Below are 11,831 nucleotides of genomic sequence, written 5' to 3'. Positions count from 1 at the left end.
CGGCCCCCGCGCCCGCCGCACACGGCCCTGTGGCCTGCGTATGAAACAGGACAGGAGCGCAAAAGGTTTTCCCGCACGGCAGAAATATTTTCTATGTCCCGCAAAATTCACAGACCCGGTGTCTCGGCATGCAACCCTGATGGCCGCTGCGCCGTTCGCCCAGAGCAACCAGAAAAAAATCTGGCATGCCGGTTTGTTCGCCATTCAACAGGGCAGGAGGCATTATGATGCATTATCTTGCTACAGGAAGTGCCGGCCTGGCCGGCAGTCTGGGCGTGCTCGGCCTGAGCGACGTGGGGCGTTTTATCGTTGTGTTCAACCGACGCGCACCTGCCACGCCGGAGCTACACACCGCCACCGGCGACAACACAGCCCCGGCCGAACACCATGCAATACCGCGTGGAACAGGGCAGGCCCGGAGCCGGGCCGCCGCCCCGCCCCTGGCGCTGGCCCACCTGCCCCCAGATCCGCACCGCGCGCAGCCCGGAACGGCTGCCACCACCCCACCCGCGCAGGAACACTCCGCCACGGCACCCCGCCCGTGACAGGGGCCGGGTGCTGCGAACGGTCTTTTCCCATATCACACTGTCATTTTTCGGAACCCGAGGCAGACATGGCGCCAAGCGCGCGGGATCATTCTTCATGACATCCACCGACCATGCGCGCCTGACCCGCATGCAGACTGTCCTGTTCAATGCCGGGTGGAACATGCTGGGCCGGATCGGCCCGGTTGCCGTGGCCCTGATCGTTACCCCTTTCCTGATCCTGCGTCTGGGGCTGGACCGCTGGGGGGTGCTGACCATTGCCCTCAGCCTTGTAGGCACGTTCGGTATTTTCGATTTCGGGCTGGGCCGCGCTTTGACCCGTGCGGTGGCCGAACACATTGCCGACGGCCGGGAGGCTGAAAGTGCCAACCTGACCCTGACGGGCATTCTGGTCCTGGGCCTGTTCGGGCTGGTGGGCGGCGGGTGTGCCGCCCTGTGCGTGCGGCTGTGGGTGTATCATGGCCTGAAAATTCCGCCCGAACTCCAGCACCAGACCGTGCTGGCCATGTGGGTCCTGTGCGCCACCGCGCCGCTGGTCATGATCAACGCGGCCATGTGGGGCGTCATGTCGGCGTATCAGGCCTTCCGCACCGCCAACCTGCTCAACGTGCCCATTTCGGTCATGTATTATCTGGGCCCGCTGCTGATCCTGCATGTATGGGACAGCCTTGTGGGCGTCATGCTCATGCTGGCCCTGTGCCGCCTGGCCATGACCGTGGGCTACGGGCTTGTGTGCCTGCGCATCATGCCCGCCCTGCGGCACGCCCGCCCGGCATGGCGCGAACTGCGTCCGCTGTTCCGGATTGGCGGGTGGATGACCATCTCGAACCTGATGTTCCCCGTCCTGTCCTATATGGACCGGTTCATGATCGCGACGGTGCTGTCCGCCGCCATAACGGGGTATTACACCACCGCGTTCGACGTCGTGGCCCGGCTGTCCATGATTACCATGGCCGTTACCAGCACCGCCTACCCGGCCATGGCGGCGTCATGGCGCAAAGACCCTGCCGCCACCACAGCCCTTTACCGCAACAGCATCCTGACCGTGGTGGGGCTGCTGTTTCCCTTCTGCCTGCTGGGCTCGCTGTTCAGCCATGACATTCTGCTGCTGTGGGTGGGCGAGGACTTTGCGCAGAACAGCACCACCATCATGAAATGGCTGAGTATCGGCGTGTTCTTTTTCGGTATGGATGCGGTCGCGGCAGGCTTTCTCGACGGGATAGGCCGGGCGGAGATCAACGCCATCCTGTCCGTGGTCGAGGTCGCAGTCTATGTGCCGCTGCTGCTGGTGTTCCTGCACTGGTTCGGGGTCAATGGCGCGGCCTATGCCTGGGCCATGCGCAGCATGGCGGACTGCCTTGTGCGTATCAGCCTGGGCATTCGCCTTTACCCGGCTCTGGCCGATGTGGTGCGCCACCTCGTTCCCGCAGGGGTGGCCGGGCTTGCGGCCATGCTGCTGGCCATACCCGATACAACGCATGCGACCAGCACGGTCATTGCCGTGGCGGGGCTGGGGGCGTTTTACACCATCCTGTGGACCTACGCCCTGACCGGAACAGACAGGACAAGCCTGCGCATGAGCCTTGGCCGGGCATGGAACATGGGCCGTCAGGCCCTGCACCGGTAAGGCCCCCACGGGCCACGCATTTTTCAGAATCCGCGCCTGCCGGAACCAGCGGTTATTCCCCGTCCGGCAATGCCGGGCATAGGACCCGCGCGGTGGCGGCCTGCTATTTTTGCGGAAAAGGCTGCCCGTCCCATGTCACGGCCCGCCCCGGCCCGCACACAGCCCCCTGCGTGCCGCCCACGCCATAGACGGTCGCAGGAAACTTGATGTTGTTATAAGGCAGATGTGTCTCGACATAACAGGGCTGTTTAGGGTTTTTGGCATCCCAGCCATCGACTGTAATGCTTGAGCCTTCGCTCATGTACAAAGCACCCGCGGGTGTGCCAGCCAGCGCGTCCAGCACGATTTCGGCTTTGCCCGTATCGTTGTTTTCAAGATGGCCGGTAAAGGCGGTGGGGCCACGCAGGATCATCTGCTGGCCGTTGAAATCGAAGCTGGTGCCTTCAAAATCGAATTCCCAGCAGGACTCCTCGTCCAGCCCGGCAATGGCGTTGTTATAGATCGTCCCGCCCGCGAAGGTCGAACGCTCGCCCGCATTATGGGTGCCCGGCTGGGTGTAAATGCCGATATTGCCGTTACCGATCAGCACATTGAACATATCGATCCCCCAGACATTATGCCCGAGCGAAAGCCCACGATTGAACCCCTGGATGGACACGCCGATCAGGGTCATGGCCGCATTGATATTGTGGTTGCCGTTGTCGGTATAATTCATGGTAATCCCGTCAATGGCCCTGCTGCCCCGCAGCGTAATGCCTTCCAGCCGGTTGATGGTCGTTTTGTCCCGGTGGGGAAAACCGTCCTGCGATACGTAAAGGCAGGTGCCCGAAGTCATGCGGCATTCGAACGTGGCGTTGCGCAGGCTGACCAGATCCGGGTTGATCCTGAGCGGCCGGGTCAGGGTTTTTGTTGCTCCCTGAAGGTCGATCACACAACCGCGGCTGCCCGCGTAACAGCCGTCCAGCATGGCCTGCACGGCGGGGCTGTCATCGGCCAGCGCCAGTGCGGGCACGGCAAGCCCCAGAACAGTCAGAACAAGGCGATACGTCATGGGCGTGTCCTTTTCCCGCAGGCCGCGATGCTGGCAGCGTGGGGCAGGCAGCACGCACTTGCCCCGCCTGCTGTCATGAGCGGCACTACGCCAGCAGGCCGCATTACCCGGGTTAACGGGTATGCGGGGCCGTGCGTTCCCCCATTTGGTGTGGGGGCAATATCGGGGCGCGTATCAGGGCCGGGTATCGGGGCCGGGTATCGGGGCCGGGTATCGGGGCCGGATACCGCGTGGCATACCGCACGGCCCGGACACGGACACGGACACGGACACGGACACGGACACGCCAATACGCAAAAACAGCCCGGCAGCCACCTGATATGCGCTATGAACGGCGGCCCCGGCTGGATATCAGACCACGCCCCCCATCACCGGGTCGGTCAGCCCGGGTCGGCCTGTCTCGACCCGGCCGGCGAGATGGCAGAAAAACGTGCTGTCCTGCTCGGCTGTCAGCGTGACATCGTACCAGTTCGCACTGGGGGCGAGGTCGAAAGTCACGGTTCTGGCCTGTCCGGGGGCAAGGGTTACGCGGCGGCTCCCGCCCGTATGACCGCCCAGGCTGAGCATGGCCTGTTCATGCCCATGATTGACCAGCGCCAGCAACAGGCTGGCCTGTCCTGCCGCTGCCGTCCGGGCATGGCAGGTGACAGCCAGCGTCGTGCGGCCCGACTGGCCCCGGTACTGCCGGTAAAACCCGTTGGGGCCAAGCACCTCGACCGTATGGAGACCATCCACAAAATCAGCCGATGGATAGTCCAGCCGCATGCGGTCCCCCGCCGCCACCGCCCATGTCGCGGCGGAAAATCCATCCGCCATAGCCGGGTCACGCAGCCCCCGCCGGTAGATATTGAACGCAGCCCCCGCAGCCGCAGCCCCGTGCAGCGTGCGCGACGCCGCAAGGTTCAGCACCACGGATGCACCGTCAGGGGCGGGCTGCATGTCGCAGGTCAGTTCATAAGGCAGCGCGCAGGACGGGCGCGTACCCCGCTCCTGCGCGGCAATAGCGCCGGGGGCCGTGCCATCGCCGCGCAGCTCCGCGATCTCGGCTGGGGTGAACGCATGATACCCCTCGGGGTAGGGGCGGCTTTTCGCGCGGTGGATGTCCTCAAGGTGCCGGTCCCGGTCGAGAAAGGCCAGATGCGGGGCCGTGGCCTCGAACGGGCGGAAGCACGATGTCAGGTCCCCGCTGACCGCGCGCCGCCAGTCGGAAATATTGGGCTCGGCAACGGGTTTGCCGAACTTGCGGGACAGGAACACCTCCAGGAACCGCAGGGACGACGAATGATCGAACACCTGCGAATTCACCCACCCGCCCCGGCTCCACGGAGAGGCAACGATCGTGGGCACGCGAAAGCCCAGCCCCACCGGCCCGCTGCGCGCCAGACGCTGCGGCACGCCCCGCGCCTGTTCATCCGCCGCGGTGGTATATTCAAGCCCGGCATTGCGGATGGAGGCCGAACTGCCGCCGGTTTCCGGGCGGGCGGGGTCAGCCGCCACATAGGAACAGCCATGGTCGAAAAAGCCGTCATTTTCATCATAGGTCAGGATGAATATGGTCTTTTTCCAGACCTCGGGATTTTCGGTCAGGATATCCATGATTTCGGAGACATACCACGCCCCGTACCATGGTGACGTGGGATGGGCGGAAAAACGCTCCGGGGCCGCCAGCCACGAAACGGTTGGCAGCCTGCCTTCGCGCACGTCCTTGCGGAACTGGTACAGCATGTCACCCCTGGGGGCCTTCATGCTGGTGGCGCGGTCACCTTCGCTCAGTTCCAGCACTTCAAGAGTGCGATAATCCGTATCCCCCCTGTTGGTAACAAAGGCGCGGTCGAACAACGCCTGCTCGGCGGGGGAAAGCGGTGCTGCGCTGTTGGCACGCGTGCGGCGTTCCTGCAGAACGGCAAGCAGGGCCTGGGCTTCGGCCAGTTCCTCGTCCCGGCGTTCGGACACCAGCATTTCGCTGCGTTCGAGTTTTTCAATGTTCCTGCGGCATGCGGCAATGCATTCATCCACCCACAGCCCGTAACCGGGATTGTGGGAGACCGAATACGCATCGAAACATTCAAGCACATTGCAGCCGAAGTTTGAAAGCCAGGCCCGTTCCTCACCCTCCATGCCGCCGGTCTGGCTCAGTTCGTTCTGATAGAATTTCCACCCGATACCGGCCTCGCTCAGCCGCTGGGGGAAGCTGGTCCATGTCATGCCGCCCTGCAGAATTTCCGGGTTGCGCATATACACCGCCGACCCTGGCTCCTGCCTGTCACGCACGGTGCCGCTCCAGAAAATAAGCCGGTTCGGCGTGGTGCTGGTCATGGCCCCGCAGTAGTTCTGGTCGCAGATGGTGAACGCATCGGCCAGCGCGTAGTAAAATGGCAAATCCTCACGCGTATGGTAGCCCATGGTCAGCGGAAAATGGGCAAACGCCTTGTGGTGCGAACGTTTGACATCCACCCAGCGGTCATGGCGGCCGCCGTTCCACGCATCCACCTGGCTGTCGCGCGAATGCGGGATGGACCCCATCCAGGTAATACAGCTGTCCTGCATGTTCAGCCGCCACGGGCCATAGGTTTCGCCCGAAGCACTGCCTTGCAGAAAAACCGGGTTGCCGTTGGCCTGCGTCATGGCGCGCGGGTCGTTGAACCCGCGCACGCCCTGAAGGGTGCCGAACATATGGTCGAACGAACGGTTCTCCTGCATCAGGATCACGACATGTTCGGCATCCATGAAAGTGCTGCCCGGTTCGGGGGCAATGGCATGCGCCCGGCGGATGGACTCCGGCAGGCTGCCCGCAAGCCCCGCCGTGCCAGACAGCAGGGCGTATTTAAGAAAATCGCGGCGTGTGGTCATGGTGTCTCCTGTGCGCAGGCACGGTCGGGCGAAAGAAACGATCAGGACAGGGCACGTGTCAGGGGGAATGTGTCCGGAAGGGGCATGCCCAAAACGCGCGTCAGAACTCCACCCCCACGGTGCCGAACACCATGCGTGGCGCGGTAGGGTAGCCGGTATAGGTCGAGGCATCGCCCGGCGTGATCGAGGACCAGGTCCGCACGTTGTTCAGGTTGCTGATATTGAGCTGCAGATCAAGCCCGCGCACATGCGGGATCATGTCGAAATGGTACCCGGCACTGAACCCCAGCATCAGGCGCGAGGGCGTATAGACCGAATTGGTAATGGTGGCCGGGCGTTCGCCCATATAGGTGCCGCTGAACTGCGTTCTGAAATTGCCGTAATGGTAGCTGAGCACGAATTTGTCCGACCATGCGGGAATGGCGGGCACTTTCCTGCCTTTGGTGCGGTACAGGGTCGCACCGTCCATAAAGTCGTTGCCATAGACACTGTCGACATAGGACAGCGCGTTATAGACCGAGAAATGGGCGCCGAAATGCAGCGTAAAGGCCAGGTCCATACCGTTTGTGGTCACGCTGCCCAGATTGGCCACGGTACTGCCAACACCTGAAATACCCTGACCGGGCGGGCTGATTTCGCCAAGCCGGTTAAAGAAATTGACGTGGTAGTATTCAAGCTGGCCACCCACACCGGTCAACGGCCCGAAGCTGAGCGCGCGGCTGGTGCGCAGCCCCACCTCGTAGGTCCAGGACGTTTCAGGCTTGCCGTGTTTCTTGAACGCCTCGAAATCGGCCTGGCTGGTCACGGCCCAGGGCGAGGTCGAGCCATAGCCGGTGGCCGCGAAGGAATCCATGTTTTCCTGAATGTTTGCAAAAAGCTGTTCATGATCGGTAAACCGCCACAGCGCGCCAAAAGCGGGCAGAAACGCCCGGAAGGACGGCACGGTACCGCCCGCGACCGTATTTGTGCTGGTATCGACAATGGTTTTCGCACCCGCCACGGCGGAGGCGAGCGATTGCGGGAGGGCCGCCACCGGCAGGGTGCCGTTGGTATACACCATTTCAGACTTGAAACCGCCCATGAGCGTCAGGCGCTGTGTCACTTTCCAGGTGTCCTGCAAGTGCGTGACGAAGGTGTTGGTGTAAAAGGCATTGGCCCATTGGGTAAACAGCGGGTCACGCGGCATGTCGTAGGGGGTCAGCGTATTGGTGGCGGTCAGCGGGTACCAGCGGCGGGCCTGCACGTTGTTGTTGCGTTCGTACCAGCCACCCACCTCGATATTATGGTGCCCGACCTTGTAATGCAGCGTGCTGGTCAACCCGCCCCGGTAGTCGCGGTATTCCGTCGTGCGGACGACAAAGCCGGTGCCACCCGTCTTCTGCCATACAACGGGGTCGACACCGTGCAGGCTGTAGGTGAACTGCCCGTTCTTGATGTAGCGGGTCGCGCCCGGGTCCAGATAGGGGCCAAGCTCGGTCAGGATCGCGACCGTCCGCACGGAGGTAGCGACAATGCCCGCGCCGTCATCGTAGTGAAAATACAGGTTGTTGTCCCAGGACAGATGGTCGTTAAAACGATGTGACACATTGATATAGGACAGGTAATCCGTCCGGCGCGCGGCGGAGAAATAATACATGTTGTTGGGCGTGCCCGGGGCCGCCTTGGTCGATGTCATGGCCGGATAATTGGCCATGGCCGCATTCAGGTCCGGGTAAAACGCGCCACGGGCGTACAGGCTGGTGGGGGCGGTCAGGCCCTGTGTGTTGGGCTCGGCCTTGTTCTGCCAGTCGAAATAGGCCGTGACATCCGTTTTTTCACCCTTGTGGGTGAACTTGCCATTGACCTGGTACCCGCCCTGGCTATTGCCCGGCCCCAGGTTCCACGGTCGCGCATCCTGGCGGGCAAAGGCGAAATAGGCCGCGTTGTTATTGCCGAACGTGCCCGTATCGACCCGGGCAAACGTGCGGAATGTGGAATATTCGCCAAATGTCTGGCGAACGGTGGCCCCGGCCTTTTTCTTTGGGTTGCTGGTGGTGAACGCGATCGTCCCACCCAGATTGCTGGTGGAGGCCGTACCAAGCGCCCCCGCACCCGATGACAGGGATGTGCTGGCAATATCCTCGCTGATCGCCGCGCGCTGGGGCGACAGGCCATTGTAGTTACCGTACGCACCCGCGCCCAACGGCACGCCATCAAGCGTATAGCCAAGCTGGTTCTGGTTGAAACCATGCACGTAAATGCTGGAATTCTGTTCGTTATTGCCCCACGGGTCCACGTTGGTGAACGTGACGCCAGGCAGGAAATCAAGGGCCTGCATGGGGTTCTGCCCGGGCATGAGGGCCTGTATTTCCTGCCCGTCCAGGCTCATGACCGAACGCGTATGGTGCCCGGTGGTCACGATATCCTCCCCCGCGGCACTGCGCAGGGCGGCCTTTTTACGGAGAGTTTTCACAGGCTGCGGCTTTCCTCCATGGATGGCCATGCTCCCGCCGGGCAGGCTTTCGGCCGTAAAGCCGGTGCCGGCCAGCAGGCGTGCAACCGCGTCCTCTGGCGGCAGGGTGGCGTTCAGCGGTTTGACGGTAATGGCGCGCAGGCGCGGGTCGGGGGTGAAAATGACATTGCGGCCGGTCTGCTGGCCCAACTGTTCCAGTGCCTGTTCCAAAGACTGGGCCGCGATATGGACCGGCACACTGCCCGCAGGACTGGCAACAGGTGCCGCCGCCCAGACAGGACGGGTCAGAGCGGTCGAAACACAGATCGCAAGCATGGTGGTGCTGCGGCAAGAAAACCGGGAAAAACGCATTGGGGACCTGTCTTGTCATCACAAAGTGGAGGGGCTCACCCGTCATGACAAACGCCGTGCCGATAACCTCAGCACGGCACACCCGATTTCATCAAACTGTCACAGGTCGTAAATGCCGTAGCCACGGGCCGAGACCTGCACCCGCACCGGCAGCAGATGCGCCAGCGCGCCCAGAAAGCCTGCTTCCTGCCCGATATGGTAGACAGCACTCAGCGCGCGGCCGGCAGCACGCGGGGCGTGCAGGCCAATGGGCAGGGTGGCGTAGCGGTTCATTTCCGCGACAGCCGACCCTAGGCTTACGTTACGAAAAAGCAGTTCGTGCCGGGTCCAAGCTGTCAGTTCATCGAGCGAGGGCGTGTCCTGCTCTGTCGTGCCATCCGCCTTTATGCGCAGGCGGCGGCCACCGGGCAGTATCTGCCTGACCCGGGACTGACGCACACCATGCACAATGGCCTGGCCTGCAATGCAGGTCATATCCGTGGCGGCGCGGTACAGCCGGATATCGACCGCGGCTCTGGCCGGCACCGTCAGGACCGCATTGCCGGTCGAAATCCGTATGGGGTCGACCCCCGTATTGCTGAACAGCGTCTGCCCCGCGACAAGCCGCACGCCAGGACGATGGGCCGAGACGGCAATACAGCTTTCCGTATCCAGTGCGCATGTCTGCCCCGGCCCGAGCGTAACAGTGCGGATTTCACCCGCGCGCGTGCCGATAAACGCCACCGCGCCCGCCTGCCTGCGCGGCAGCAGCACCGCAAGGCCACCCATGGCCGCCAGTGCGAGCACACGACGGCGCGGCAGCCCCTGCGCCATGACACCGTGCCGGGCAACCGGAACAGGCATGCCCGAAGCACCGGATACGGAAACAGCCGCGGAATGTCCGGCCAGAACGGGAACGGGGGCAGAAACACCGGCAGGAACATGCGCAGGAACGGGAGCCTCGACACCGCCCGCCCAGTCCCAGTATTCGGTCAGCCGTTCAATGGCCGCGCCATGGCGGTCATCCAGGGCAAGCCAGCACCTGAACGCATCCCGGTCGGCTGCTGAACAGGTATCGGCATGCAGGCGGGCGATCCAGTGCGCGGCTGTCTCCCACAGGTCGGGCGACTGGGTCATTCATCCATCCAGTTCCGCAACAGCACCAGTGCTTTTGCAATATGCTTTTCGACAGCGCTTTCGCTGACACCGGTCTGCGCCGCAATGTCGCGATAGGTCAGATGACCCGAACGATGCAGCAGAAAAATGGTTCGCGTACGCGGGGGCAGGCGTTCGCAGTATTTCTGGAACCGCCTGACCCGCTGTACGGTCGTATACGCGGCCTCGGGCGAAGGGGCCTGATCGGGCACACTGGTTTCGACCCCGGTTTCATGCACCGACACGAACTGGACACGCTGCCGCCGCCGCACCGCATTGATGATGGAGTTTATGGCGCTGCGCGTGACATAGGTTTCGGGGTTTCTGACCGTATCGGCCGGCCGTTCGAGATAGCTGACCAGGGCGTTCTGCAAATGGTCGTCCGCATCGTCGTCGCGGGTGGCGCCGCGCACCTTGCACAGCAGGCGCCGCCAGTCCCGCTGCCGGGTCATCCATTCATCCGCCACGTCAACAATCCACGCCCCAGACTCGCCAGAGCCCGGACTATGGTGCAAAGCCCGCCCGACCGTGTGTGAAAGTTTTATGACGGACCATAAGCCGGTGTCGCACTCCCCCCTTGCAACAGGACGGAACAAGGGGGGCGCAGGCATATGGCAGGACAGGCCACCCCATGTTCAGGGGCACCCTGCCTGCGGGGGTGTGCTGCGTTAGCGCTTTCGCGTTACGGCTTCGGGGCGGCTTTTTCTGCCGCGTCGATCTCGAGCGCCAGACGGGCCATTTTCAGCGCGCCCTCGCGGCTGCCGGCCCCGCAGATAAACCGGGCGGGATGGGCGAACACGGCATCCGGCACGCCGGATACGGCGGCAAGGGCTTCCCCGTCCAGGCCGCGCCAGGCTTCAGGCAGGGAGACGCGCTGCCCGAAATCGCCCCGGGTGGGCGGCACGGCCTTGACGTTCCACCGCCCCGGGCTTGCGGGAGACACCACATAAACCACCGGCAGGTCATGCTCGAAAATCACCTTCTCGGTGGGCATGCCCGTGTCCATGAGAAGAATGCGTTTGTCTTGCGCATTCCCATACGCTTCAAGCACGCGGTTCGCGGCCTTCAGGCTGGCGCGCAGGCGGTCCGCCACATTGACCAGATGCGCCGCGACCGCGCTGGCCGCATTGGCGAAACCCTGTGTCTCCCGCGCTTTGGCTTCCCCCGCGCCGTAAAGTTCGGCCGTGTCCCATGCAGGTCCGCAGGCCGAGACGATATCGGCCAGCGACAGCTTGCCCATTTTGGCAACGCCATTGTCGTCCAGGTCGATCGGCAGAACCAGGGACTTGTCGATGCTCTGCCAGATCGCGGCCAGGCTCTGCTCATCCACCGGCACGCTGAGGATATTGGCCAGGGCGGCAAGGCCGTAATCCTTCCACAGCAGGCCGGCCGCACTATAGGGCTGGCCGTCCTCGCGCAGGGGCTTGTCTTTCATGTGGTGGTCGTAACGCCCGGTGGCGGGGGTGTAAGCACCGCCTACGTCAAAGACGATATCCGCCGCCTTGATCTGCTCGGGCTCCCTGCTGCGCACGAAGTCGAGCCGGTCGGCCGGGGCAGTGCCCAGAACGCGGCCGCGCAGGTCGCCCGTGGGGGCCAGCGCGTAATGGAGGATGACATAGCCCAATGTCTCATCGAGATGGAAATTCCCCGAATGGGTCAGCGCCCGGACAGGGGCTGTCCCATTCCCGAGACCGATGGGGGTATGCTCTGACATATGACAACCTGCCGACAAACAAAGGGTGAATGACCGAATAGGCCCCCTCATGCAGCAAAGGGGCTGGCATGACAACACACTTCATCCCCCACCCGGCCCCCCGTGAC

8 protein-coding genes are annotated in these 11,831 nt (G+C 63.1%); 2 read left to right on the top strand and 6 right to left on the bottom strand.

Annotated features, from left to right (window positions below):
- Positions 1–224 precede the first annotated feature (224 nt).
- Both ABF990_RS12150 and ABF990_RS12145 read left to right on the top strand, forming a co-directional pair.
- On the top strand, positions 225–545 hold the full coding sequence (locus ABF990_RS12150; protein WP_415506625.1) for a hypothetical protein: 321 nt from the start codon (positions 225–227) through the stop codon (positions 543–545).
- 97 nt (positions 546–642) lie between these two features.
- Positions 643–2,172, top strand: coding sequence for a flippase (locus ABF990_RS12145; RefSeq protein WP_415500915.1), 1,530 nt, complete (start codon positions 643–645; stop codon positions 2,170–2,172).
- 103 nt (positions 2,173–2,275) lie between these two features.
- Here ABF990_RS12145 and ABF990_RS12140 read toward each other — a convergent pair whose 3' ends face one another.
- The 6 genes from ABF990_RS12140 to ABF990_RS12115 form a co-directional block, all read right to left on the bottom strand.
- Positions 2,276–3,223 (bottom strand): hypothetical protein, encoded by a 948-nt coding sequence (locus tag ABF990_RS12140; RefSeq protein WP_415500914.1) that lies wholly within the window; start codon positions 3,221–3,223, stop codon positions 2,276–2,278.
- A gap of 351 nt (positions 3,224–3,574) precedes the next feature.
- Positions 3,575–6,073, bottom strand: coding sequence for a phosphocholine-specific phospholipase C (locus tag ABF990_RS12135; RefSeq protein ID WP_415500913.1), 2,499 nt, complete (start codon positions 6,071–6,073; stop codon positions 3,575–3,577).
- A gap of 100 nt (positions 6,074–6,173) precedes the next feature.
- Positions 6,174–8,840 (bottom strand): TonB-dependent receptor, encoded by a 2,667-nt coding sequence (locus ABF990_RS12130; RefSeq protein WP_415500912.1) that lies wholly within the window; start codon positions 8,838–8,840, stop codon positions 6,174–6,176.
- Between the two features lie 135 nt (positions 8,841–8,975).
- Entirely contained in the window at positions 8,976–9,992 is a 1,017-nt protein-coding gene (locus tag ABF990_RS12125; protein WP_415500911.1) for a FecR family protein, read from the bottom strand.
- Positions 9,989–10,477, bottom strand: coding sequence for an RNA polymerase sigma factor (locus tag ABF990_RS12120; RefSeq protein WP_415491492.1), 489 nt, complete (start codon positions 10,475–10,477; stop codon positions 9,989–9,991). The genes ABF990_RS12125 and ABF990_RS12120 overlap by 4 nt, the downstream gene beginning before the upstream one ends.
- A gap of 215 nt (positions 10,478–10,692) precedes the next feature.
- The gene (locus ABF990_RS12115; RefSeq protein ID WP_415491493.1) at positions 10,693–11,724 is read right to left on the bottom strand and encodes an MYG1 family protein; all 1,032 of its coding nucleotides are present in this window, start codon (positions 11,722–11,724) and stop codon (positions 10,693–10,695) included.
- Positions 11,725–11,831: the final 107 nt, after the last annotated feature.

Source organism: Acetobacter sp., from assembly GCF_047723915.1.
Lineage (GTDB): Bacteria > Pseudomonadota > Alphaproteobacteria > Acetobacterales > Acetobacteraceae > Acetobacter.
This window is presented reverse-complemented; position numbering and strand designations above follow the sequence as displayed.

Bases quoted from the DNA above. Each gene is read 5' to 3' on its own strand.
- ABF990_RS12150 (WP_415506625.1), top strand. From the start codon at position 225: ATGATGCATTATCTTGCTACAGGAAGTGCCGGCCTGGCCGGCAGTCTG.
- ABF990_RS12145 (WP_415500915.1), top strand. From the start codon at position 643: ATGACATCCACCGACCATGCGCGCCTGACCCGCATGCAGACTGTCCTG.
- ABF990_RS12140 (WP_415500914.1), bottom strand. From the start codon at position 3,223: ATGACGTATCGCCTTGTTCTGACTGTTCTGGGGCTTGCCGTGCCCGCA.
- ABF990_RS12125 (WP_415500911.1), bottom strand. From the start codon at position 9,992: ATGACCCAGTCGCCCGACCTGTGGGAGACAGCCGCGCACTGGATCGCC.
- ABF990_RS12115 (WP_415491493.1), bottom strand. From the start codon at position 11,724: ATGTCAGAGCATACCCCCATCGGTCTCGGGAATGGGACAGCCCCTGTC.
- ABF990_RS12130 (WP_415500912.1), bottom strand. From the start codon at position 8,840: ATGCTTGCGATCTGTGTTTCGACCGCTCTGACCCGTCCTGTCTGGGCG.
- ABF990_RS12135 (WP_415500913.1), bottom strand. From the start codon at position 6,073: ATGACCACACGCCGCGATTTTCTTAAATACGCCCTGCTGTCTGGCACG.